The following is a 25,377-nucleotide window of genomic DNA, read 5'->3' on the forward strand; positions in this document are numbered from 1 at the left end:
CGCCGGTTTCCATCATGCTGTCGTTTGCCCTCACACCTTAAGGTGGCCAGCCTGCTAGACAGTTCATCCAGCAGCCTTAGCCCGATAGAACTCACCGGTCGTCATCATCGCCCAGACGATCCGGGTCAACTTGTTGGCAACGGCGACGGCGACGACCATGGGCCGACGCCGTTCAAGCAGGGCTTCGATCCAGCCGCCTCCAACCCGGGAGCGTGCCTTTGGGTACCGAACGACGTTACGCGCCCCGATGACAAGCAAGTGCCTGAGATAGGAATCGCCCTGTTTCGTAATCCGGCCGAGCCGATCCTTCCCGCCGGTGGACTTCTGCTTAGGCGTCAGGCCCAGCCAAGCCGCGAATTCTCGCCCGGAGCGGAACATGGTCGCGTCCGGCACCGTCGCGGCGAGGGCCATGGCCGTTATGGGCCCAATGCCGGGAATCGAGGAGAGCAACCTCGCCATCGGATTTACTCTCTGGATCTGAGCCAGCTCACGCTCGATAGCGTCGACCTGCCGGTCCAATTCCTTCAGTTGGTTCACAAGAACAGCCAGCGCCATACGGGCAGTGGCAGGTAGCGCGAGTTCCTCGTCATCCAACAAATCCACTAGACCCTCCACCCTTTGCCGGCCCTGTCCGACGATAATTCCGAACTCCGCAAAGTGAGCTCGAATAGCGCAGGCGGTCATGGTTCTCTGGCGGACCAGCAGGCCTCTTGCCCGATGAAGCATCAAGAAGCCTTGGTTCTCGACGCTTTTGATGGGAACAAACCTCATATTGGGCCGGCTAACTGCTTCACAGATTGCGGCCGCATCAGCGGCATCGTTCTTTGCTCCCCGCCGCACATAGGGCTTCACATATGCTGGCGGTATTAATCTCACATCATGTCCAAACCGCTGAATCTCGCGCGCCCAGTAATGGGCGCTGGCGCAAGCCTCTATCCCAACCAGGCAGGGCGACAGCGAGGAGAAGGAAACGATCTCACCGCGCCGGAGGCGTTGGCGGCTGGTCACTTGACCTTGAGTGTCAACCGCATGAACGTGAAATACGTGCTTCGCGATATCCAAGCCAATTGTCACGGCTTCCATGATGATTGCTCCTGTTAGGTACAGACATCGCCAGCATAGCGCCGGCGCCGAGGGAGCGGGGCCGTCTTCTCCATCAATGGCCGGATGCGTGACGAGCTGCTCAACGAGACTCTCTTCTTCGATCTCGACGACGCCCGCGCCAAGATCGCCAATTGGGTTGCCGACTACAATCTTCAGCGGCCTCACTCGTCGCTGAAATACATGATCCCCGCGGCTTATGCCGCCCACCTCACCGCAACGGACGATCGGCTACGCAACCCCGACTAGCTCCGCCGATCGTCCGTTGCTCCAACCGCGCCACTTGGAGTACAAAACCCCGATGCTCTAACCGCGGCCGGATGAAAGTTCGGTGGCAGGTCACCCCCCTCACCCCTGCAACATCCGAAGTGTCCAGGTTCCTGAATTTGGTCCAGCAGGCGACCGTGACTAGATATCGCACGATGAATAAGCGGCAAACTAGCGGTTAAGAAAGAACCAATATCCTATTTCCGGAGTTGACTCATGCGCGATCCGAGCAAGCACGGTTATTGTTTGCGCCGAGGATGAGTTTAGAATCTGAGCCGGGACGACATGAAGGATCTCAGGCCACGATTGGAGAGGCTCCGAGCTGACGCCAGAGACTTTGCCCTTATGAGTCAGCGGGCGAAGGACGCAGAAAAGCACGAGCGCTTCAAGCGCTTGGCGGATGAACTCGCCATAGAAGCTCTCGAGCTTGAGCTGATCCTGAAACAAACAGAGCATTTGGATTCAAGCGCCCAGCACCAGGTCGTCGAGTTTAAACCGTCCTCTGAGAGGAAGCGCGGCTGACGGGGAGAAGACGCTAAGCGCCAGCTTATCTTCCTCATCCGCCCAGCGCATAACGAGTACATCATCCGAGAACGGCCGCCGCAGCACCTTGGCATCACCCCAAGACACGCGCACCCACACATCGCGCTCCTCATCCGTCGTCCGGATTGCCGGCATCGCCTTCGGATGGATCGCTCGACCACCGCGTTGAGTATCGGAGTCCCCGGCAGTCTGCGGGACGAGTGTCGACGCGGTGCCACTTCATCTATCTGCTCCGCGAGAGCTTGAAGATGCGCTCGCCCGATCAAGCGAGCCAACGCGGCTCTCGTTTCATGAAGACCGGAAGACCGGCCAGCGCTGGCAGCCAGGTCGCGGCGGCAGCTGATCTCTGGAACAGCGCTCAGGCCTCCACAAAATCAGCCAGTCATGCACTTGGCCGACTAATCGTCGCCCACAGGCGATGATCGTTGGGTATCTGCACGCGAACCCAGTGATAGGGCGTCCTGGACCACGGTTTGATCTGCGGCGTGAGATTGTCGAGGACGAGATCGCCGCTCCTGGTCCGCACGAGAAGCACCAAATGATGCTCTCCGGAACTAACGACGACCTCGCTCAACAGCAGGGCCCGCGCGGGCCAGCCCCGTTGCAGCAGTTCATGACGCTTGCTCACTGCGTAGTCGTTGCAATCACCGCTATCGGGGTTAACGATCCACTCCTCACCTGCAAGGCCAAGTTCATTAGGCTGCGGAGCAATGGCGCGGTTCACGGCGCGATTGACTGCTTTCAGCTCCGCCCACCGTTCCTTCGTCAACCGGATCGGCCCGCCGCGGAAGGAGCGCCGCGGGCGACATTCGGCCTCATAGCGCAGGCAAAACACCGTGTAAGTGAGGGGCGGAAGCGTCGGGCGTCCCAACTCGATGTGCGCAAGAGCCGCTTGCGGCGCCGTCGGCACGGTCAACAATGCCGCACGCGCCCACTGAACGCCTCCGATCATGACAGCTATGGCTGCCGCGATGACTGGGCCCGAGGTTCGCTGCATCTGCCGATCCCTCTGCGCACGCCAAACTGAGGTCGGTTCCACAGCCGGCGCGGCCGCCAGCCAACCGCGCGAAAATGCTTATTCCGCGTTATTATATTTAATATAATTCTATTTAATTAAAACCGCAATAATAAATTAACGAATTAAGTTTGGCGCCGAAGATCGTTTGCAAAGGGCTGCAGTGACGCCAGCGGTGCGCCTGAAAGGACGAATGCAAAGGATGAATGGGATGAGAAGCCTTGCGGCTCCGGTTGTTCTCGGTGGAAGGGCGCGGCAAGCGCGGCGCGGCGCGGACGTGGTTCGCCGATCCAGAGCCAGGGCAAGAACTCAACTGCCCATATAATTATAACTGTTGATTTAATTATTCACCGAGCCCAAACCGTCTCGCCCAGGCTTCTGCCACGGTCGATCCGTCGAAAGCAGCGCGATTTACTGCGGTTGATCAGGAGGTGGGTCGATCTCACCACGTTCGCCCCACTAAATCTCTTGCGGCGATCCGACATCTTCAGAACGCTGGTGTCGACTCTGCAAAGCAGACGGCAGACTCCGATCCGGCTTGTGACGCGCACTCGTCGGCCGGGCCCGCCCGCTGCCGATGCGTCCGGCCGCCCAGCCGTGCCTTCAGAGGCTGGCCGCAACGCCGGCGCCCACGGATAGGGCGCCGGCCTCGAATGCGCGCAGTCGAACGCTGCTATCTTCCGCGAGGACTCAGCGTTCCTTGAACACCCGCCCCGCCTGATCATGCGGCGGCTTGAGAAGGTAGGACAGCGCAGGGCGACGTTGCGTCTTGATGAAAATCTCGACCGGCATGCCAGACAAAAGCTTGGCCGACCCGAGTTTCACCAGCTCACGTCCGCAAGCTCTGCGTCGCCCTTGTTCAGTTGAATTTCTTTTTCGTCTTGAACATCAATGTTATGCGCAGCAATGGGCAAACTCTTGAGATTCCTCTTGCGGCGTGCGGAACATTCCCCTGGAAAAGCACTAACCGATTTGGACGTGGCAGAATTGCTGCGATGATGTCTGCCGGCGGCTGTTGCGTTAGGAAGATGGTCTCACCCGACCAATTAGGGTCCCAAGTTGGATTAGAATAAAAGACTGCCGTGTAATCACTGGGATCGGCTGAATCCAAATGAGCCGAACCTTCGCATCCGTATGGATAACCGTTTGCATAGCACCTCATCAGTGTGTGATCTTTGAAGATCGTTTCCTCCAAGAGGCTCCACATTTTCCAGATGATCGGAGCTTCGTTCAACAAGGCACCTGAACAATCTGACGTGTCAGCTTCGTCGTATCCCCCGGCAAAATGCTTGTACCAATAGCGATAACTGCCGGGTGCCTTGTATGACACTGCTCCGAATTTCCATGATGTATTTTGCAGATAGTCTTGAACGTCGGCCAACAATTGTTGTTCTAGGACATCATCATAAAGACGAATGACCGGGCTTTGTGAGTGTATGATGGACTGCGATGTCACTTGTCGAATAGCTCCTTGATCGCGAGCTCGGTGTTCGTTGATACAAAGCCTCGAGTACTGGTGCACTCGGGGCTGTGTCATTTCGTGTCCACCAAAGACTCAGCGCTCCTTGAATGCGCGCTCTGCCTGATCGTGCAGCGGCTTGAGCAGGTAGGATAGCGCGGTCCGACCTGCCGTCTTGATGAAGACCTCGACCGGCATGCCGGGCAACAGCTTGGCCGACCCGAGTTTCGCCAGCTCTTCCGGCTTCAGCAGGACACGGCCCGTGTAGTAACTGGTGCCGGCACGCTGATCCTGTGTAATGTCTGCCGAGACCATGCTGACCTCTCCGTCGATTTCGGGCGTGGTCTTCTGGTTGAACGCCGCGAAGCGCATTGTCGCGGTCTGCCCCATATAGACCTGGTCGATATCGCGCGGTGCGATCTTGACCTCGACCGCAAGCGAGTCCGCATCGGGCACGATCAGCATGATCTGCTCGCCTGGAGAGATCACACCTCCAACGGTGTGCACGCTCAACTCGTGGACGCGGCCGGTTTGCGGTGCCCTGATATCGACCCGGTTCAATTGATCGACGGCCGCAGTCTTGCGCTCGCTCAGCTCGGAGAGCTTCGATCGCGTTTCGATCAGATCCTTGCCAACTTCCGTCCGCAGGTCCTGATCGATCTGAATGGTCTGGAGTCCGATTTCGGCGATCTTGCCCTTCGATTGAGCAATCATTCCTGCCAGCTGGCTGCGCTCGCCTTCGAGGCGGGCGGAATCACGCTCGAGAGAATTGAGCCGCGTGATAGGCACCAGATTTTTTTGCCAGAGACTGCGCACGCCCTCCAGCTCCTGCCGGATAAATTCGACCTCCTTCTGCTTGGCCTCGGTCTGCCCCGTAAGGCCTTTGATCTCGTTTTCCAGCTGCGCGCTTTTCTCCTGCAACTGCGCTTTTTGGCCGCCCCGCGCCTGACGACGCAGCTCAAAGAGCTTTCGCTCCGCAGTGATCGCACGGCTCGCCTCGGAGTTGCTCTCCTTGGCCCGGTCGAGCAGCACCTTGGGAAAGACAGCGTGCTCGGCGCCATCGCGCTCGGCCTCCAGACGAGCCTGCCGCGCGAACAGCTCATCGAGGCTGTTGGTGACGATGGTGGCATTCGCGAGCGTCTGCGTCTCGTCGAGGCGGATCAAAATATCCCCTGCATTGACCCGCGCGCCCTCCCGCACGCGCAACTCTCCCACGATCCCACCGGTGGAGTGCTGAACCTTCTTGACGCTCGAATCCACCACGACGACGCCTTGGGCGATCACCGCGCCCGCCAATTGGGTGGTTGTCGCCCAGCCGCCGACCCCAAAGGTTACCAAACCAAACATGATCATACCCACGATCATGTAACGCTGGATGGATTGCATCGCCGGCGTCACCTGGCCATTCATCGGCCACCTCCTTGAGCTTCCGCGACGACCTTGAGCGGCGTGGGATTTCGCAACACTCTCTTGAGGACCTCCTCTCTCTTGCCGAAGGACTGCACCTTGCCTTCCCCGAGGCACAAGACATGGTCCACGCCTTCCAACGCCTTCGGTCGATGCGCAACAACGGCGACAATTCCGCCCCGACGGCGCACGTTCAAGATCGCCTCGGTCAAGGCGTCCTCGCCCTCGGCATCGAGATTGGAAGAGGGTTCATCAAGGACGACCAGGAACGGCTTGCCGTAAAAGGCGCGCGCGAGCCCGATACGCTGCCGCTGCCCTGCCGACAGCGCTAACCCTCCTTCGCCGATCTTCGTGCCGTAGCCGTCTGGAAGCGAGAGGATGAGATCGTGTGCGCCCGCGGCATGCGAAGCTTCCAGAACTGCGGCGGCCGTTGCCTGCGGATCGAACCGTGCAATGTTCATTGCAATGCTGCCGTCGAACAATTCGACGTCCTGAGGCAGATAACCGATGTGCTTGCCGAGGGCGTCCGAAGACCAGTGATCGAGCGAAGCGTTGTCGAGCCGGATCCTGCCTCGAATGCACGGCCACACTCCCACCAGCGCGCGTGCCAACGTCGATTTGCCGGACCCGCTCGGACCGATGATTCCAACGGCTTGCCCGCTCCGCAGCTGGAACGACACTTCACTGACGGTGGGCCTCTCCGAGTTCGGGGCGCCAATATAGAGGTGCTCGGCAGTGAGAGTTTCAACGGGCGCAGGCAATGCCAACCGCTCCTCCTCGCGAGGCAGAAGCTTCAGCAAGCGATCAAGCCTTTGCCCCGATTGCCGCGCGGCGACGAATCCTTTCCAGTTCGCGATGGCCATTTCGACGGGCGCCAGTGCCCGCGCGGTGAGGATCGATCCGGCAATGATGATGCCGGCTGTGGATTCCTGATTGATAACGAGGACGGCGCCCACGGCAAGAACCAGCGATTGCAAGATCGCCCGGAAGAGCTTGGAGGCACCACCGAGTCCGTTTGCGACATCGCTTGCCTGCTCATGGGCCGCGAGGTACTTCGCGTTGACATCCCGCCAACGTAAGCCCGCCTGTTGCCGCATGCCCATCGCCTGCAGGACCTCGGCATTTCGCCGCCCTTCGAGCGCCAGTGCGGTCCGCGAGACGGCGAGGCGCGAGGATGCCTTTGCCGGCCCTCGCGTACGTGTTTCCGTAAGTATCGTAATGCCGACTAGGACCAGCGCGCCGGCCAGCGCAGTCACGCCAATCCAGAAGTGAAAGAGGAAGCAGATGCCGAGATAGATCGGCATCCAGGGGAGATCGAAGAGCGCCGTCGGCCCTCCACTCGACAGGAAGCTGCGGACCTGATCGAGATCCCGCACCGGCTGCAAGCCATCGCCATCCGCTCTAGTCTTCAAAGGCAGGCGAACAAGCGAGTCGAATATGCGAATGCTGAGCCTTTCATCGAAATACCGGCCGACCCGGGAGCTGATCCTGCTCCTGACGAGATCGAGCCCGCCCTGGAACAGGTAAAGAACCGTAGCCAGAACCATCAAGGCTATCAGCGTCGGTATGCTGCGCCCGGGGAGCACCCGATCGTAGACTTGCAGCATGAAAAACGAGCCGGTGAGCATGAGGAGATTGCTCATCCCGCTGAAGGCCGCGAGAGCCCAGAAAATCCGGCGGCAAGACCGCAGGAAAGCCGACATCTCTGACTGCGACTCGTCATAGTCCTCCGCCGGCCCGGGTCGACCAGCGAATATCCGTTGCCGCAGGGCTTCGACCGAGCGCTTTGCCCAGCCGATCAGTTGCGGCGTCCGCAGTTCGGCGTCTTCCGCCCACTGCCGTCCGACCGCCCAGAGCTCTGATAGGTAAAGAAGTGGAATTCGATAGAGATTCGCGGGCGGGGGGAATGCCCCCCGCCGTCCAAAGTCAATCATGGTAGCCGCCCTTGAACCATGCCCTTGTCTGAAGATCCCCCAAGAGATCCCCAAGGCAGTTGTTGAGTACTACTCGGTGTGGATGCCCGTCCCTTACGCGAAGTGGAAGTCCTGGCTAGTCAACGAACCGACCTTCATGTTCTTCAGCGTGAGCGTGTCGCCCCCCGTCGCCGCGATGACGACGTCCTGGCCCGATTGGGTCGCATGGGAAAGAACACTCGCAAAGCTGTCGAACACGCTCTTGCTGAACTCGATCGTGTCGTGAGCAGGTCCGCTGGCAGCGAAGTCCTTGATGACATCGTTGCCGAAATTCGCGGCAAACGAGAAAGTGTCGGCCTTGCTGGTGCCAACCAAGACGTCATTGCCTGAAGTGCTCGTCTGTACGTTGCTGCTTGTCGAGTTCGAAGTCGCAGCGAGCTGAGTGGTGCTCGTGGACGACGTAGCTACGCTGGAAGCACCGATCTGACCGTCACCGTTGAGATCCTGATGGAAGCTCGTCTCAAGCGATTTAAGGCCAGGGTCCGTACCCGTCACGAAGCCACCCGACGTGGAGCCGGTCAGTGTGCTGACATGGGATACGTAGTTGCCGTTGTTGTCGGTGTTCCAGGCCGTGTAATAACCGCCGCCCTCCTTCCAGACAACCTGATAGCCCGTCGCCGTCTTCTCCGCACCAATCGGTGCCCAGGTGCCATCTGACCCGTCCACAAAATCCACGCCGTGATTCTTCAGCGAGGGCCCGGATCCGCTGCTGCCGTTGAGGTAATATTTGCCGTTGCTCTCAACGAGGCTTGTCGCACCATCCGACTCGATTTGCTTACCAGTAGTTGGCGACGTCGGTGTGGTTGGCGACGTCGGTGTGGTTGGCGACGTCGGTGTGGTTGGGGACGTCGGTGTGGAAGCACTGGAAGTACCGATCTGCCCGTCGCCGTTGAGATCCTGATGGAAGCTCGTCTCGAGCGATTTGAGGCCAGAGTCCGTACCCGACACGAAGCCGCCCGACGTGGAACCGGTCAGGGTGCTGACATGGGATACGTAGTTGCCGTTGTTGTCGGTGTTCCAGGCCGTGAACAGACCGGCGCCCTCCTTCCAGACAACCTGATAGCCCGTCGCCGTCTTCTCCGCGGCAATCGGTGCCCAAGTGCCATCTGACCCGTCTACAAAATCCACCCCCTTGTTCTTCAGCGTGGGGCCCGATCCGCTGCTGCCGTTGAGGTAATATTTGCCGTTGCTGCTCTCAACGAGAGTTGTCGCGCCATTCGACTCGATTTGCTTACCAGCAGTTGGCGACGTCGGTGCGGTTGGGGACGTCGGTGCGGATGGAGACGTCGAGGTGCCGGTGCTGGCCGTGACCACGGTGGACGCCGCGCTGGTGTTGCCTGCCGCATCCGTTGCCTTCGCGGTGAGGCTGTGCGAACCGGCCGCAAGGCCGCTGGTGGTATAGTTCCACACGCCACTGCTGTTGGCGGTTGCGGTCCCGATCTGGGTCGTGCCGTCGAACACCTTTACGACGCTGCTCGCTTCGGCACTGCCCGACATCACCACCTGATTGGCGCTGTTCACCGTATTGCTAGCAATGGTCGGCGCAGTCGGCGCTTTGGTATCGACGGTGACTGCCAACGCAGACGACGCCGCGCTGACCTGCCCCGACGCGCTGGTCGCCGTTGCGGTGAGCGTATGCTTTGCGTCAGTCAGGACCTTTGTGATGTAGTCCCAACTGCCGCTTGAGTTCGCAGTCGTTGAACCGATTTGGGTCGCACCGTCGTAGATCTTGACCGTGCTGCCGGCAGCAGCGGCACCCTTGAGCTCGATGGTATTGTCGTTGGTGATCTTGTCGCCAGCCGTGCCGCTGTCGGTCGAGAACGAAGCGATAGTGGGTGCATCCGGTACGGTGGGCGTGGTGGGCGCGGAGGGCGCAGTCCCCCCTTCAACCGGCCATGGGGGTGGAATAAGATCACCCGGAACGAGTTGACCATTCACGATTGTTGCGGAGCGTACGTTTTCCCACTGAGTGATGTGTATGGGCGAATTGGTTTCCTGAAAGACAAACGGCGCCGCCCCAAACGGTCCTACAAAATACACGTCTTTCATTGAGACGTAGATGTCATCCGCATCCGAGGCAATACGCAGGCCATACGGACCACCTTCGAACATCACATTATCGAAATTGAACGTTCCGCTATAACTATCTGCAATGAACATCCCAGCGGTCGCAGAAGTCTCGTGGGACACAATTGCCGAGTTTGTGATTGTCACATTGCCAGTGCTGCCGGGAGCATAGGCCTGAATACCATCGGCGTGGTCGGCCCCCTGTCCCGTCGTTTCAATGTACGAATTGTTGATGGTTATATCTCCGCTCCCCCCAATGCGCACGCCTTCCCTTGCGTCAATGCGGATGTGGTCGAGGTTGAACGAGCCAAAGCCTCCAACGACCGCATCGCCGCTGAAATCGGTAATACTTGCGTTCGAAAGCGTCCCGCCATCAGCAATGGCACCCCCACTCGAATTCGTAACGCCGCTAAACATCGGGTCGTCCCAGCTCAGAGGAATGGTCGCCATCTAGTTTTTCTCCTGGTAGCTTCGATTAGATTTGTTCTGGCACGCGCCCATTTCGATTTCCCCGAGCGACGATACCCCAAGTGCGACCCTGCTGGCGCAGCGCCGTTGGAACCGTCTTCTCGGTGGGCGGAGGCTTTTTTGCGACGACACGACGGCTCACCCAAGGTAATTTCTTAGCTACCCTGGCAAAGTCGCATCGCACAAATTTAAATGCGGCGTTAATTCCTTAGTCCGATCAAGCACTCGTGCACCGCGTTGAAAGAGTCACACGGAGAACGAACGAAGATATACGCAAGTATGCTTGGATCGAAGGTGCGCCGTCACCGCCAGATGACAGCTCGCCAAGAGTGGCCGTCGACGCCTCTACAGCAGAAAATAAATTAAATATTCGATGGTCAAGATTATCTGCCGTCAGATACGTCCGCTGAGGGCTCGTCCGGCTGGAAGAATATGTGGGCGACGACCATTTCATCGTCGCATCTGGCGAAGGCCCCCGGCTAGGCCGCTTCGGGAAGGTTGATCGCGCTCAAGCTGGGTGAGCGACGCTTTGAGGCTGCCAATTCCAAGGCAGCAGTTCGTCAATGCGCTTGGCGGAGTGATCCGGTAGGCGCGCCAGCACGTCGGCAAGCCAAGCCTGCGGGTCGACGTCGTTGAGCTTTGCGGTGGCGATGAGGCTGTAGATGGCAGCAGCACGCCGGCCGCCCTCATCAGAGCCGGCGAAGGTCCAATTTTTTCGCCCGATGGCGACCGCCCGTAGCTCACGTTCAGCAGCATTGTTCGACATGCGAAGCCGTCCGTCATCAAGGAAGCGGCTAAATGCATCCCAGCGGCTGAGGCAGTAATTGATCGCCTTGGTCGTGTCGTTGTTCCTGGAGAGCTTGGCGCGCTGCGCGCGGAACCACGCTTCCAACTCATGGACCAAGGGCCGGCTACGTTCCTGGCGCACACGCAAACGCTCCCTGCGCAGGAAGTCTGTTGATCTCGCGCTCGATGGCGAACAGGACATCGATGCGCTTGACCGCCTCGGCCGCGATCGGCGCCTTGCTGAGCCGTGCGAGATCGAAGAACTTGCGCCTGCCGTGAGCCCAGCATGCGGCCTCGATGATCGGGCCGCCCTTGCGATTGACCTCGTAGAGCCTGCCAAAGCCGGCGTAGGCGTCGGCCTGCATCAGTCCGGCATAGCCCGCCAGATGCTGCTCCGGATGCGCACCGCCACGATCGGGCGAGTAGAAGAACACGGCCGCCGGCGGATCTGGGCCGGCAAACGGACGGTCGTCGCGCACGTAGGTCCAGAGCCGGCCGGTCCGGGTCTTGCCCTTGGCCAGGACTGGCACCGTGGTGTCATCCGCGTGGATGCGCTCGGCTGCGAAGACGTGGCTCCGGATCGCATTGACCAAAGACATCAGGCTTGGGGCGAAGGCACCTACCCAGTCCGCGAGCGTTGATACGTCGAGCTCGATGCCTTCACGCTGGTAGACGTCGCTCTGACGATGAAGCGGCAGGTGCAGGCCGTACTTGGCGAACAGGACATGAGCCAGCAGCTTGGGCCCTGCACGCCCACGCGCGATCGGGTGCGAGGGGGCCGGCGGCTGGGTAATCGCTTCGCAGGCCCGGCAGACGAGCTTCTCGCGCACGTGCTGGATCACCTTCCACTGGCGCGGAACGAGCTCCAGCATCTCGGTCACGTCCTCGCCGATTTTGCGCAATCGGCTGTCGCCGCAGCATGGGCAGGTGGCAGGCACCGGATAGATAATGCGCTCCCGCGGCAAATGCTCCGGCAGCGGCCGGCGGGCTGGCTTGCGGCGCTCGAACGATGGCACCGCAATCTTCTCGGCTGCCATCTGCGCCGCGGTCTCAGATTGCGCCGCGTTCTCCTCCAGGTTGGCGAGCTGTAGCTCGAGCTGGTCCAGCAATGCGCCTCGCTCGGAGGACTGTCCGAACTGCTCGTGCCGGAGCTTCTTGATCGTAAGTTTGAGCTTCTCGATCAGCAAGGCCCCCGCCTGGGCCTCGGCTTCTGCGACCAACCGGGCCGCTCGCTCGGCGCGCAGCATCGTCTGCAGGGTGGTCACATCGTCGGGAAGAGAATCATCAGCGCCCGTCGCCGACCAGAGAATCACAAGACGCGGTCTCTGTCCGAACCGCTGATCGCGCCACCGATTCAAATCCCAGCGATCAGCCCGCCGCCTCCGGTCGCCACGTATGTTGCGGCATCCGCCAGTCGATACCCTCCAGAAGGTAGCTAAGCTGGGCTGGGGTGATTGTCACGACGCCATCAGCCGACGATGGCCACAGGAAGCGGCCGCGCTCCAGCCGCTTGGCATAAAGCGACATGCCCAGTCCATCGTGCCAAAGGATCTTGACCAGTTTGCCGCTTCTGCCACGGAACACATAGAGGTCGCCGCCGTGCGGGTCTCGCTTAAAGGCTTCCTGCACCAGCAAGCCCAGCGAGTTCATGCCGCGACGCATGTCGGTGTGGCCGGTCGCAATCCACACCCGCACGCCCGACCCAATGGGGATCACCGCAGGCGTCCATCTGCCAGCGCCGCCACGGCCGCCTTCAGCGTCGCCGCGTCGACCGCGCCCGTGATCCGCATCCGAGCCCCGGCTGCAAACTCGATCTCGATCGACCCGCCGCCGCTGGCCGGCGTGACTGGACAAGGCGTCGGCCCTGATTCCGCGACCACCATCGCCGGTACGAAGCCAGGGTGATCGGCGGCATCCTTCGGCTCCGGTCGAAACGATCGTCGCCATCGCAGCAGCAATGAACGCGAAACACCATACCGCCGCGCTGTTGCCGCGACTTGGCGCGGCGCCTGTAAGCTCTCCAGGACGATCTTGAGCTTCTCGTCCTCGGACCAGCGCCGCCGCCGGCCCGTGTCCACCACCTCAAGCCGTTCGATTTGGGCACTGCGCCTATCACTGTCCATAAGGACAGTTCTCAACAACACGCCTCATTCGGCAAGGCGGCCTTCACCGGCTTTCAATTACCCACAAATTCTCCTCCGACCATGGCGCCCAGCGCGATGTCGGTGAGGCGTGACAGCCACGCCATATGACGGTATTGCCGGGCGGATCGCTGGCGCGGGCGAGATAACCGCCGAGCCTGGCGATCTTGATCAGGTAGTGCGAGAGCGTTTTCTGTCTTGCTTTTGGTTTGTCATTGACGAGGCGATCGAGCACGCCGATTTCAGTCGCGGTCAACGCGAGGGTTGGCGGCGCGTCTGGGGCGGAACGGTTGAGCATCGTCATCCAGAAGACCCGCCAACTCAGGATGCAAAGAGCGAGATTAGATTGGTCAGACGCTGGGCCGTCCTGAGCTTCGACTCCTCAGCTTTGCAGCCCGATTTGAGGATCTTGTGGAACACCTCGATCTTCCATCTCAAAGCATACCATTCCAGCTTCTCAATGGCGTCGGTGCGGGAGCCAACGGGCAGGTCGGTGATCAGCTTCCAATCGATCTTCTTTCTGTTTTTCGGCGTCCCGCGCTCTTCGGCATGGATCACCGTCAGGGTCAGAGCGGGATAGCGCTTCTGCTTTCCGATCGGTGGCAGGACGCGAATCTTGCGATACCTGATCTCAAGAACGGCTTGGTCGGGATCGCCGTTGCTGTCTCTGACTTCGATGCGATGGCGCCCTTTGACGGCGACCTCGTCCATTTCGTCGGCGATCGTGTGATCCCCGTCTCCAGCCAAGCGGTCGACGCAGGTCCTGATCAGAAAAAGAGTTCCGATCTCCTGTGCTGCGCAGAAAAGCTCGTAGATGTCGCTCTCGCGATCACCGATATGGATGCATCGTCCCGGATGATTCACGAGTTGCGTAGACTGCTTGAGATTTTCCAACCACCGGACGCTTTCCTTCTTCTCGATGGGAATCCGGCTCGGATTGATCTTCTTTTTAAGCGCTGCCGTCCCCTTGAATTTCTTCCGGGTCCAGAACTTAACGGCCGCCAACCCCAGCGGCACACCCTCGTTTGTAACCGCGAGGCTCGAATGCATCAGGATGCCGCAAACCGTGTGCGATCTGAGGCGGCCCGCCTTATCCCGTCCACTGTTTATGCTCTTGGTGATGCCGATCGCTTCTGACTTCTCGCGTTGATAGCTGAACTCGGTTGTGTCGTGCAGCACAAGAACGAGACCTTCAGCGGCGGCGGCACGATCACGTGTCGATTGGAAATGGCCGGCCAGAATGTCCGCTTCGCTGACCCGGTCATTGGAGAAGAAGCGGTAGGCTGCCTTGGTATTCGCCCAATCCTGGTAGACGAGCGGAATGCTTTGTCCCATGGCGCTTCCAATCTGCGTGAGCAGTTTGCGGAATCTGTCGCCGAGCCGCGCGTCCCTAAACTCGCATCCACTACTCTCTCGATCAATCCAACAATCGCCTTCCAAGGACCGCAAACAGCCTTTTGCCGATCGATCCCTTAATGTCAGCCCCATAGAGCACCCCCTCGCGAATCAGGTGCTCAGCAAGGAATCACAAGTGATTCTTTCGATTCAAGATTTCGCCGATCAGCGGATCAGCCCGAGTGGTCAAAGTTATGGGTAATTGAAAGCTTCACCGGACGGTACATTTCATCTGCGGACAATCAAGAGCATAACCGTCGTTGATTTTCAGTTCGATGGCTGCTGGACGATATTAGACCGACAATCGCCATGCCGGCGGAGCCCTCCGCCATCTCAGCGAGTTCAAATCTGGTGGCCAATGATGAGATGCTGACTGGGATCGTCGCAGATCAATCGAGCTGTTGCGGTGCGGGCGCGGCATCCGGCCGCCCTGTCTTGCCTTTGGCGCCGTCGAGCAAACCCACGAAAGCGACTCTTCCGGCCGACAAGGAGCCTTTGATCATGTATCGCACTACGAACAACAGTCCGACTCCGAAATGGCAGATCCAGCGCCATCCCGCGAAGCGCCGAGCATAGACAATGCCGTTGCGGGCAGACAAATAGATCGAGAGATGCGAGCGCTTCTCGGGGGCAACGGCCGAGCCGATGGTCGTTCCTCCAATGTGGCGAATGATAGCTTTGCTCGCGAAGCCGATGCGGTGCCTTCCCCGCCGCCGTCCCCAATCCAGATCTTCCATATAGAGGAAATAGTCCTCAGCCATGAGACCGACGTCTTCGACGAACGCTCGCGTTGCCAGAACACACGCTCCGCTTACCGCATCGATCCGGCCAAGGTCTTCGGCGGAGGGGGCACTACCAATTGGCGCATTCCTTCCTATAGCAACAACACGGCCTGTCATTTGCGACCAATGCAGTCCGTAGTTGATGATCTTTTCGGGGGTATTGTGAAAGACCAGGCTTCCGCCCACCATGCCGAATCCCTCAGCAGACTTGGCAATCAACTCAGACAGGCCGCGGCTATCCACTTCGGTATCGGGATTCAGGACAAGCACCGAACCCCAGCCGGGGACGCCAAGCAATGGCTCGAGCCACGCGTTGACGCCGCCGCCGTAACCGAGGTTCTCAATTGCGAGCCCAACTCGGACAGCATTCGTGCGATCCTTAAATCGGCATTTCGCCACTGCGGCCAATCGTTTCTGTGGCTGGTCAAGAGTATCCGACGCATCCGAAGTTCTCTGCAACGCTCGGTCCGGTCCCACGAGCGCAGCCAGCAATCTCCGGTAGGCCGCTTCCCCGCCATTTTCGCAAATGAAGACCTCAAACCGATCCCAATCCGAACGAGCAAGCGATTTCAAGCAGCGATCGACGTCATCGGCATTGCAGTATGAGACGATGATGACGGCAAGGTTGACGCTAGCAGTCGACATAGCCCAGACACCTTCTCATTTGCCCTCGACGATGACGAGCGACCGTCGGGAACGTAAACGCCTGCGCAGCTTCGAATGCGGCGTCCGACAGACGCCGCGCCAGAGAAGAAGCCGGGATCCACCAACGTCGATCCCGGTCGAGAGGAGGCGCCGGCGAATGATCAGGATGGCTGCGCATTTTGCAATCCGCCGCCAAAGCGCTATCGATACCGCCAGCGCATCAGCTGACGATAGAGCCCGAGCTTTGTGCTGATCCTCCAGGCAAAGCCGCGCATCTCATCCGGATCAAGCAAGTGCTGGCGAATGTACTCCGCATCCATGTTGTTCGTCAGGCAAAGGCGGGAATAGAGGAAGGGTTCGAATCCGCGATGATGCCCAAGCTGGATTGTAAAGAGGTGTGTGTAGCCAGCCCTCAGCGCCGCCTCCCAGACCCGCCGGGAGAACCGCCCGTATGGGAAAGCGAAAAGAGTAACCTCTTGTCCGAGGCGATCCTCGAGCATCGATTTCGACACCCTAAGCTCGCGTTCGAGTTTTGCATCCGAGACAGTCGTCAAATCGACGTGGGCCATGCCATGTGAGCCGATCGCAACGCCGCCCCGGCCGAGCTCCTCAATCATCTCCCAGCTCATACGTCCCGGCGAGCCTACAAAGTCGACCGGGATAAAAGACATGAAACCTGGAATACGACCGGTCGTCACGTAACGGGCATAGATATGCGTGTAGTCCGAAAGAAATCCATCGTCGAAGGTTAACAGGACCGCACCGGTACGGCTGGGTTTCGGATCGGAGCAATGCTTCAGAAAACTCTGAGGCGAGACCAGCCCTTCCTCGCAAAGCGCAAGATGCGCTTCGAACATTTCATGCGTCAGGCACCACGCATTCGAAGGCGAGGCTTCCACCAGCTCATGATAATTCAGGACAATCATAGAGTTTGAATCAGATCTGAGACGCGCCGGGCCCAAGCCTGCCAGTTCAATCGAGCCTCGAAGGCGTCCCGGCTCGATTGTCTCAGGCGTGCCAGCCGGTCCTTGTTAGCAAAGGTCTGGGAGATCACCGTCGCATAGTCCGCCTTCGTCGCATTGGGCGGTAACAAGATTCCCGTCTCCTCGTCGCGGATAGCGCAGGAGACGCCACCGGTGGCCGGCGCAATGCTCGGTACGCCATGGGCCGCCGCTTCGCAAAAAACGATGCCGTAGCAATCTGCCCGGGTCGGCAACAGAAAGAAATCCGCGTCGCGATAGAGTTGATCCAGCCGGCTGCGCTGTTCACGATCATTCTTGTCCAGGTACGGGATAATCGTCAGGCCATCCTGGGTGACTGGCTTGGGCGGAGTGCATCCGCAGATCACGAGCTCCGCCTCTACGCCCCTGTCCCTTAGTTCAGCGAGAGTGCCGACCGCGATGTCCGCGCCCTTCTCCTCCCAGTTGGCACCGATGAACAAGAGCCGGCACGGACCCGGCTTGCGGCACGCAAGCACAGAGTCACGATTGGGTGTTTCTTCGAGGTTGGCACCCCAGGGAATGACATGCACCCGTCCACGGTCGGCACCGTAATCTCTAACAGCAGATTCGGCGGCCCATTCCGACGGGTAGAGGACAAGATCCGCACGTGCGATGGTGTTGCGTTCCAGGCGTTCAGCAATCTCCCGAGCATTGCGTGACAAGTTCCGATAGTTAGGATGGTAATTGTCGACAAGCCGAAAGGTCGCATCGGACGCATAGACGAGGGGAACGCCCGCAGGCACTGCCCAGGCGAAGTTGGAGCCGGCGGGCGCGAAGACGAAGTCGGGTGAGACCGCGCAGATTTTGCGTGCTGCGTCCGCTGCATACTGTGCAACGACAGGCCCCGCATGAAATGGGGAGAGGCTCTGCTTGCGAAAGGCACGGCAAAGTCTGGAATACGTCTTGTAAAGAGGTAAGATCGGTGCGCTCAGGGGACCGATATGGACCACCTCATGACCTTCGTTTGCGAGCGATTTCGCCATGTGAAATGGCGTGCCGGACCAGAACCTGACCTCGCTTGCATCGCCGATCGTGGCGAAAGCAATCCGCCGCGCTGTTTGGCCGCCGGAGAGGGAGCGCTGATTCATCTTATTCCCTCGCACGGCGCAACCGGCTTACAAAAACCTACGATAAGATCAGCCACCTCGGTAACGTGACCGCCCTGCCCTGCTCCGACAAACACAGCCGGCTCCTCAGAATTCAACATCGTATCGCAACTCCGCCATAGCGCTGGAGCCTCCATATTAATTACCAGAGATTGTAATTATTATCCAGTTTATTTAATTCTGGCTGCAGTCGGCGCGAAGATCCGCGGCGCGAGGCATCGTTATAAGATCGCGAATTTGGGCGCTTCGCGCATGAAAAAATACCCTGTTGTCGCGGGTGCAAGGTTTGCACTCATTGACCAATGAACTTTCATCCAGGAGCTGTAGAGCTTAGGGGTCCGAGCCCCTAGGGCTCAGTGGAGCAACGGCCGGATCGTGCGCTACGCCGGGGGCTTTAAAAGAAGCTGGCGATAGACATTGCGCGCCTGAGAATAGATATGATGCGCTGGAATGGAAAGCCATCCATCCATCGAGACTATGGGATCTGATAGTAACCCGTAATGCTTACCGAAAAGATGAGAGGGATCGCTGCATATGTTGTATTGCAATGACAGCTCCGTCTCGTTTGCGACCATGCGGTAACTGTTGCTACTCATCAGCGGCTCGATGGCCAGCATATACGCTATGGGGCCCGTTGTTCTCCAGACGCCCTTGTTTCCCACGCCATGCACCCACGATCGGTAATTTTGGATATTTGTCAAAACCCGCTCGATCACCGCCTTTAGAAACGGATGACCGGGAGCGGCTATGATATGCCACTGTTGAAATTCGCGTTCCCGGTTAGCCCCAAACTCTTTGTGCACGCCCCAGCCCGCGTGCGGCTCGCCAGGGCTATTCCGCCAACGTGACAGAATGAACCTGTCGTCTGATCGAATGGCTCCGTCGAGAGGCTCGACCGTTGTGCTTTTGATATCAAGATAGACCCCACCGCGCTTGTACATGAGGAGATAGCGGAAGAGATCAGCTCGCGCCGCTCCGTACTGCGGATTGATCTTATAGAACAGGCTCGCAATTTCTGGGCCGTAATGCTCGACGATGAACGTAGCAATCGCTTGTTCGTCGTATAGTCTGTGTTCCCAGCCGGGATTCATTGTTTTGATGGCTTGTATATTCCTTGCCAAGATGATCGGTAACGGATTTTTCGAGAAATATATTTGATGAATAACGCGGGGGATCTGAGGCCCCAGATCAAACGTCGGAACTTGAATATTTTGGATCGTCATGATCGACATCCCAGGTTCAGACCGACGCAGCGCGAGAAATCACGACGATCGCTATGGTTGGCGGCGCCTAGATTCCAGAGCGATCACCCGAGAACAACGGAGCTCCTCTGCGTGGCACGCGCGTCACCGCCCTGCAGTAAAACGCCTCCGGTAATCGAATCATATCCCGTTTCCGCGGCTCTATCGCGCAGCACCGCGGTTTCCGCGAGGTTCGCCCGCATTCCGGCAAAGACAGCGATAAGGATGAAACAGATGCCCCAAAAGTGAACCATGAACCCCAGAAAAACGATGGTTACTATGACAATTCCGAGCGCCACCGATAGCCGTCCTTCCTCGGGAGTAAGGTGACGCGATCTATCGATCGAACCAAGCCAGCATGCGCCCACAATTGTCAAAAGGATCAATGCGCTGCCAGGAATTCCGTAATTCATTGCGGCGGCAAGCCAAAAAGCATCCACGCTCCCGCTCACGAGCGCGCCGTGAGACTGCCAATTCCAGTCACCGTTCAAACCAATTCCGAAGATCGGCGAACCGAGTACTACAGGCCCCCCGGTCTCCCAGATCGCTTGACGGTACCAGGCCGCCTCCGGACTTACTCCGCCAAGGCGTACAAGCGTTACGACGGGGTTGCCAGAGAAAGTGAAAACGGTAAGGAGAACAGCAGTCACAGCCAGTCCGACCAACTTCCATCTGGTTGTAAAGCGAGGGGTTGCAGCATAAAAAATCGCGAGAGCAAATCCGATCACATAGGCTAGCAATGGACTCCGCGCCTGCGAAGCCAAGACACCTACCAGCGCGATCCCTGCAACACCCCAGCCCAACACCTGGGGCCTAAACGTAGTGAGGGCCAAGTGTCCAAACCACACACAAACGGCACCGAATAATATCGAATGCTCCATTGGACCCATGGCACGAATGACCCCGTCCCTAAACAAGGTCTCCGACTTCAACGCGAATGCACCTTCATAACTGGGTTTCACATAACCAGTAATTCCTTTGACGAAGTCATAGGTGAACAGTCTATCAGTCAGAGAGTCGAGAAGCGCGACACCGACAATCAGAATAATCAACTTGCAAGAGAAGCGTACGATCCGCACGGAACTATCGACCGCCGGACCGAGAAGATACCGGAAACTCAAATATGCGCCGGTGAATGAAATTGCCTCGATCCCGGCTCCTTTAAGACCCGTGGAACCATCCGTTACGGTGGCAGCCAACATCATCCAGACGCCTGCAGCCGGAGCTAATATATCCGATGGAACGCAGACTACAGCTCGCGGGTTGCGCTGGGAGAGCCGCGATATCGCTGCGATCGAGAACACAAAAATCAGAACTCGAGCGACGGTGAGGCGAAAGTCACCGACGAAGAAAGATAGACCCTCGGGCAAAACAATTGTGACCAATAATAGTTTGAGATATAGTTCGGCACGTGAGGGCGAACCGCCTGTAACACGCCTAACTACACTCTGCTGGCGATCCCGCAGATAGGTACGTTGAACATCCGAATCCAATTCAAAGCTTTTGCGGCTCAAAGCGAATACCTCGAATGCCGAAGACGTTGCGCCAACAAGAAGCAGCGCTCAAAATTGAGCCGCCGCATCAACACGACCGTTCCGCCGAAGAGGCGCTTCATTTCGTCGTCTCCAAAGGAATCGCCAAGAAGTCACGACGTAGGCGGCTCGTTACGCCGGGTGGAATCAGCGCATAAGCAAGCGCCTTGTAATAGTGTGGATCCGCGGGATGCAAAGAAGCACATTGCCAACCCGTCCTTAGCGCTGACAAACGATGGTTTGACCGACGTAAATCCAGCACGCTCCTGATGAAATGGGCGGCGATATTGTTATCCAGCAAGCTATTGCGGGACCTGTGGCCTCTATCCTCGCATTCTGGCTCGAACCGTAAACCTCGCCGCTCGCAGGCCCGCCTGAAGGCCTCAGATTCAAATCGTTTGCGCCACGCTGGCGCACGTCGGGTAAGTGAATTGGGAAGAATGCGGTACGCGTAAAGGCACTCACCCAATACAATCATCGGATGCTCTTCGCCAATTCTCAATATGTAATCGTAGGTCTCGGCGACCTGCAACGAAGGCTCGAATCGCAAATGGCCGATCAATGACATCCGAAACATTCCTGTGGGATCAAGGGCAGGCATTCGAAAGGCTCGGATCTCAGAGTGGCAGTCGTCCTCTCCTTTCGGTGCAAACACGGGGGCCATGGCTCTTCCGTCAATGATAAGCTCGTTACCGCAGAATACGGCGGCCAAATGCAGCCCGTTGAGCAGCGCACGAACCTGTCTTTCAATTCTCGTTGGATAGCTGATGTCATCCGCGTCTTGAATTGCGTAGTACTCGCCGCGGATCTGATCGAGCGCTCGATTGATCGCCACGGGCTTGCTTGCGTTCGCTTGATGGATCACGCGAACACGCTCGTCTGCCAGCAAATCTTGAACTGAGTCGAAGCAGCCGTCCGTGCTTCCGTCGTCGATAATGAGGATATCTAAATTGGTATACGTCTGATCAATTATGCTCAACAACGAAGGCCGCAAATATTCCCCTGCGTTGTAAACGCACGTCACGACCGTGACGAGGGGACCTTCAGCTCCCCCTTCAGCATTGGGCCGACGTGCTTGGGACGTCATGAAACGCTCCTGGTCAGCCGAGGCCAGTGCATTGGCTTCGACACGCTAGCATGTCCCGCAAGAAGTCCGGCTGTGGACCGCGAGACGGTGATTGACATAACCTCGCACACAGGCTCCGACCGGGATTTAATAAACCGACGTTAATATTCCGATTGACTGCAATTAAATCACATTAATCGGCCAAAGAAAACAGGCTTGCGCCGCCACGCTCTAATTAACTCCCCGAGCCGATTGAGGGGGCATCGGGCGGCGAGGTGCCGGAACTTGGCAGCTTTGCTGCCCGCCTCCCCTCCCATCCGAGCCGTCACCGCCAGGACATTAGCTGTTCGCGCTCGGATTCCGCTGGAATCTGGCGCCCGGCCCGTGGAATGCGCATGGACCCGACAACACGAGATTCGACGCCGGGGTTAATATTCCCATTAATTCGTGCTATATTGCGATCGCTCGTAGCAATTAGTTAACGCGCGCGATTAAATATGGAGATAATGTGATGACCACGGTTTCCTCGCGAACTTTAGAGATCGCGCACGATTGGAAGAGCACAGATTATTACGATAAAGCGGAATCGGATGCCTGGACCGACCCGTTTTGGAAGCCGGGGACGCCATTCCGGCGTTTGTTCGAGAGATTGGATACGACGTCAACTGTCGAACTCGCGTGCGGGCACGGTCGGCATTCCGCTCGTTTTTTGAGCACGAAACGCGACCAGAGCACGCTTCGATCGCTCGTCCTGATGGACGTCGTTGAGGAGAATGTGCGGCATTGCAAGAAAAGATTCTCGGATGTTCCTGAAGTGAGCGCGCATACCAATAGCGGCTACGATTTCCATCCCGTCGAGGACGGGTCCGTCTCCGCGATATTCTGTTTTGATGCGATGGTGCATTTTGAATATGATGCGGTTTTTTCATACCTACAGGATGCTTCTCGTATCCTGCGACAAGGCGGCCGCGCACTGTTCCATCATTCAAACTTAGACACATACCCAGGCTCGGATTACAGAAACAATCCCCATTGGCGCAATTTTATGAGCAGAACTCTGTTTGCCCACGCTGCGAGTAGATCTGGTTTGCGGGTGCTCGAGCAAGTTACCATAGATTGGGACGAAGCCCGGAATTTGGACTGTCTGACCCTTGTCGAGAAGGCTTCAGATGGCTCGCCGGGCATGGAAAAACCGAGAGCGCGCAGCGGAAGCAGCCGGCTTACTCGCCTCGCGGACAGAGTCAGGTTCATCTTTCTAAAATAGAAAACGACTGGCGGGTTTGGTTGACGAACCCGGCCTTCTTACACCCGTTCCGGCTTCTCCGATGCTGGCTAAGCCGGATTGATACTCTGCTATGGCTGGGTACTTGAGATGATTTGTAAAGCTTGCTTGTCAGACGGCGAACATCCTCGCCACGTATTTGTTGAGATGATGTTTGGCACAAGAGAGCGGTTTGAATACCAGGAATGTATTGATTGTGGAACGATTCAGCGCCTGTCGGAAATAACAGACGAGAGTCCTTTTTACCCCAGTGGGTATTATTCGTTCGCCACGCCCCCGCGAAATTCGCGGCTTACCGCAATCAGGGACGCGCATGCATTTGGCATGAAAAGCGTATTGGGAGCCGTGGCTTCCTTTGTGAGGTACGATCCCATCGTAGGGGTCATCGGAGATTTTGGAATTGATCCTGGCTCTCGAGTGCTCGACGTCGGCTGCGGCTCTGCGAGGCTCCTTCATAGAATGTCTGCGGCAGGCTTCAGGAATCTTACCGGAGTAGACCCTTATATTTCCAAACCAGCATCAGGCGCCGTGAAGATTCACAAATCGGAACTTCAAAGTATGTCCGGCGAGTTTGATTTCATCATGTTCAATCACTCGTTAGAACATGTCCCTGATCCGGACCAAAGTCTTGCCAACGCAAGAAAGCTACTTGCGCCAGGTGGTCGCATCCTGGTTCGCATCCCGACGTCGGCCTCGCATGCATGGATCGAGTACGGCCCGAATTGGGTCCAACTGGATGCACCGCGCCACATTGTAATTCCCTCTCGCAAGGGAATGAACGCATTAGCAAAGCGCTGCGGCCTGTCTGTTAAACAATCGATTGACGATTCTACTGCGTTTCAGTTCTGGGGCAGCGAAATGTACAGAAAGTCTAAGCCGCTCACATCTGGGCCAAGCGATTTATTTAGCCGGCGCGAGTTGAGAAGGTTTGCCAAACGAGCGGCGAAGTTAAATCTCGAACAACAGGGAGATCAGGTAGCTTTCCTCTTGACCGCTGCTTAGATGGCCCGAGTCGGCGGCCCCACACACACGTTCAGGGCGAGCATCGACTTCAAAGGTCCAACTAGTCGGTTCCGCCCGGAACGCGGCCTCACCAGAGCATTTTTTAGTCAGCCAACATCGCGATCGAATGGTTAAAGAGGACACCGTTCGATCATTTGAGCTACTCCGATCAATCTAGGGATCGACCACCCCTTCCGAGCGAGTTGATTTGCCTCGTCTCCCGTCATGGAAGCTTTTAATGCGGGACCAACCGATACGCAGGGTGCTTTCCATTTTGTCCATAGAGTTGCGCGCGAACCGCGTGCGGCTTCGAAACGAGTCGTACAACGCGGCATTCGCGTTTGGAACACCAGGTCTCCAAGGTTTGTTCCAGGTCGTGAAGTGAACTATGCTGGGTTTGTACTCGCCTGCCAATTCAGAGACGTCAAGTTCCGTGTTGTAAGCTAGATAATTCCATCGGGAAGCGAGCCCTTTCCAAAGGCCATCGCACGCAACATTCAGTGCGTCTTGATCCGAGTAGGGCGATCCAGGATAGCGCTTGAGATAATCTAACGCCGTTTCGGAGATTTTCGCCTCTCGCCATTGGTGGAGGTCTATCAGAAGTACACCGGCGTTAAAGTAATCTTGCACGCGAGGTACCGATACGCGAACAGTTTGATTTTTCAGCTGAGAATCGAGACCGTCTAGAACCGCGCCAAGAACTTTTCCCTCGAGATCTGTTGCCCAGAGCGGCTGCAAGTCATCAAGAACGAGGAGATCGGAGTCTAGATACAACACCCTGGAGACAGTGTTCGGAAAGATGCGGGGGATAAGGAACCGGGCGTAGGTGACTTTTGAAATGTACCTAATGGTCGAGAAATCCCGAAACATTTCCAGGTCCACTTCGATCCATCGGATCGACGCAGAACCATGGGGGAGAGAGTCGAATATTCTCTTTCGAATACGCTCGGAAACACCGTCGACAAGTACATGAAACTCGAACGGTTCGCCGCGTCTATCCGTTTCCACAATTGACCGCAGGGTCGTTGCAAGTGGCATAGCATACCGCCGGTCACAAGCGAGGACGATCGGGCATCGCATCTGGTTTGATTCCATAGT

The 25,377-nt window shown here is 57.8% G+C and carries 21 protein-coding genes and 1 pseudogene; 4 read left to right on the forward strand and 18 right to left on the reverse strand.

The genetic code is table 11. The annotated features are described in order from the left end of the window. Positions 1-63: 63 nt before the first annotated feature. Positions 64-1,083 (reverse strand): IS110 family transposase, encoded by a 1,020-nt coding sequence (locus IVB54_RS24320; protein ID WP_247338542.1) that lies wholly within the window; start codon positions 1,081-1,083, stop codon positions 64-66. A gap of 54 nt (positions 1,084-1,137) precedes the next feature. Here IVB54_RS24320 and IVB54_RS24325 point away from each other — a divergent pair. Next, positions 1,138-1,425 (forward strand): annotated as a pseudogene (locus IVB54_RS24325) (transposase); the annotation flags it as partial. 228 nt (positions 1,426-1,653) lie between these two features. Next, positions 1,654-1,890: a hypothetical protein gene (locus IVB54_RS24330; RefSeq protein WP_018459943.1), complete on the forward strand. Its 237-nt coding sequence runs from the start codon at positions 1,654-1,656 to the stop codon at positions 1,888-1,890. A 403-nt stretch (positions 1,891-2,293) separates the two neighbouring features. On the opposite strand, the gene IVB54_RS24335 is transcribed toward IVB54_RS24330, so the two are convergent. The 16 genes from IVB54_RS24335 to IVB54_RS24410 all read right to left on the reverse strand — a co-directional run bounded on the left by IVB54_RS24335 (position 2,294) and on the right by IVB54_RS24410 (position 22,016). After that, positions 2,294-2,908, reverse strand: coding sequence for a transglutaminase-like cysteine peptidase (locus IVB54_RS24335; RefSeq protein WP_018459944.1), 615 nt, complete (start codon positions 2,906-2,908; stop codon positions 2,294-2,296). A gap of 877 nt (positions 2,909-3,785) precedes the next feature. Continuing rightward, a complete protein-coding gene (locus IVB54_RS24340) occupies positions 3,786-4,382 on the reverse strand; it encodes a 2OG-Fe(II) oxygenase family protein (RefSeq protein WP_157643133.1) in 597 nt (198 codons plus the stop codon). Between the two features lie 99 nt (positions 4,383-4,481). Beyond that, positions 4,482-5,795, reverse strand: a complete 1,314-nt coding sequence (locus IVB54_RS24345; RefSeq protein ID WP_018459946.1) for an HlyD family type I secretion periplasmic adaptor subunit — start codon at positions 5,793-5,795, stop codon at positions 4,482-4,484. Continuing rightward, a complete protein-coding gene (locus IVB54_RS24350) occupies positions 5,792-7,726 on the reverse strand; it encodes a type I secretion system permease/ATPase (protein ID WP_247338536.1) in 1,935 nt (644 codons plus the stop codon). Before IVB54_RS24350 ends, IVB54_RS24345 begins: the two co-directional genes overlap by 4 nt. Before the next feature lie 93 nt (positions 7,727-7,819). Beyond that, a complete protein-coding gene (locus tag IVB54_RS24355; protein WP_247363381.1) occupies positions 7,820-10,282 on the reverse strand; it encodes an Ig-like domain-containing protein in 2,463 nt (820 codons plus the stop codon). Between the two features lie 526 nt (positions 10,283-10,808). Then, a protein-coding gene (locus IVB54_RS24360; protein WP_247338541.1) for an IS66 family transposase occupies positions 10,809-12,333 on the reverse strand; the annotation gives its coding sequence in 2 pieces (ribosomal slippage) (positions 10,809-11,243 and positions 11,245-12,333; 1,524 coding nt in all). Positions 12,334-12,454: 121 nt separating this feature from the next. Further along, entirely contained in the window at positions 12,455-12,802 is a 348-nt protein-coding gene (gene tnpB, locus IVB54_RS24365; protein WP_247776476.1) for an IS66 family insertion sequence element accessory protein TnpB, read from the reverse strand. Beyond that, complete coding sequence (locus IVB54_RS24370; RefSeq protein ID WP_026233229.1) at positions 12,799-13,209, reverse strand: transposase; 411 nt, start codon at positions 13,207-13,209, stop codon at positions 12,799-12,801. The genes tnpB and IVB54_RS24370 overlap by 4 nt, the downstream gene beginning before the upstream one ends. Before the next feature lie 43 nt (positions 13,210-13,252). Next, positions 13,253-13,525, reverse strand: a complete 273-nt coding sequence (locus IVB54_RS24375) for a hypothetical protein (RefSeq protein WP_245288448.1) — start codon at positions 13,523-13,525, stop codon at positions 13,253-13,255. Positions 13,526-13,548: 23 nt separating this feature from the next. Beyond that, entirely contained in the window at positions 13,549-14,715 is a 1,167-nt protein-coding gene (locus tag IVB54_RS24380; RefSeq protein WP_247776477.1) for an IS4 family transposase, read from the reverse strand. 296 nt (positions 14,716-15,011) lie between these two features. Next, on the reverse strand, positions 15,012-16,049 hold the full coding sequence (locus tag IVB54_RS24385; RefSeq protein WP_026233230.1) for a glycosyltransferase: 1,038 nt from the start codon (positions 16,047-16,049) through the stop codon (positions 15,012-15,014). A gap of 200 nt (positions 16,050-16,249) precedes the next feature. Beyond that, positions 16,250-16,975, reverse strand: a complete 726-nt coding sequence (locus IVB54_RS24390; RefSeq protein ID WP_018456725.1) for a polysaccharide deacetylase family protein — start codon at positions 16,973-16,975, stop codon at positions 16,250-16,252. After that, a complete protein-coding gene (locus tag IVB54_RS24395; RefSeq protein WP_018456726.1) occupies positions 16,972-18,138 on the reverse strand; it encodes a glycosyltransferase family 4 protein in 1,167 nt (388 codons plus the stop codon). The genes IVB54_RS24390 and IVB54_RS24395 overlap by 4 nt, the downstream gene beginning before the upstream one ends. Positions 18,139-18,536: 398 nt before the next feature. Beyond that, entirely contained in the window at positions 18,537-19,379 is an 843-nt protein-coding gene (locus tag IVB54_RS24400; protein WP_198293373.1) for a glycosyltransferase, read from the reverse strand. 83 nt (positions 19,380-19,462) lie between these two features. Continuing rightward, positions 19,463-20,911 carry an O-antigen ligase family protein gene (locus IVB54_RS24405; protein WP_157642980.1) on the reverse strand — a complete coding sequence of 483 codons (1,449 nt, stop codon included), beginning with the start codon at positions 20,909-20,911 and terminating at the stop codon, positions 19,463-19,465. Between the two features lie 97 nt (positions 20,912-21,008). Next, a complete protein-coding gene (locus IVB54_RS24410) occupies positions 21,009-22,016 on the reverse strand; it encodes a glycosyltransferase family A protein (RefSeq protein ID WP_083926440.1) in 1,008 nt (335 codons plus the stop codon). 490 nt (positions 22,017-22,506) lie between these two features. On the opposite strand from IVB54_RS24410, the gene IVB54_RS24415 reads away from it, so the two are divergent. Next, positions 22,507-23,259 carry a class I SAM-dependent methyltransferase gene (locus tag IVB54_RS24415; RefSeq protein WP_247338534.1) on the forward strand — a complete coding sequence of 251 codons (753 nt, stop codon included), beginning with the start codon at positions 22,507-22,509 and terminating at the stop codon, positions 23,257-23,259. A gap of 126 nt (positions 23,260-23,385) precedes the next feature. Continuing rightward, positions 23,386-24,279, forward strand: coding sequence for a class I SAM-dependent methyltransferase (locus tag IVB54_RS24420; protein ID WP_247776478.1), 894 nt, complete (start codon positions 23,386-23,388; stop codon positions 24,277-24,279). Between the two features lie 174 nt (positions 24,280-24,453). Here IVB54_RS24420 and IVB54_RS24425 read toward each other — a convergent pair whose 3' ends face one another. Beyond that, entirely contained in the window at positions 24,454-25,374 is a 921-nt protein-coding gene (locus IVB54_RS24425) for a glycosyltransferase family 8 protein (RefSeq protein ID WP_083926442.1), read from the reverse strand. Positions 25,375-25,377: the final 3 nt, after the last annotated feature.

Origin of the sequence: Bradyrhizobium sp. CW1 (assembly GCF_023100665.1) — a bacterium.
Taxonomy (GTDB): Bacteria; Pseudomonadota; Alphaproteobacteria; order Rhizobiales; family Xanthobacteraceae; genus Bradyrhizobium; species Bradyrhizobium canariense_D.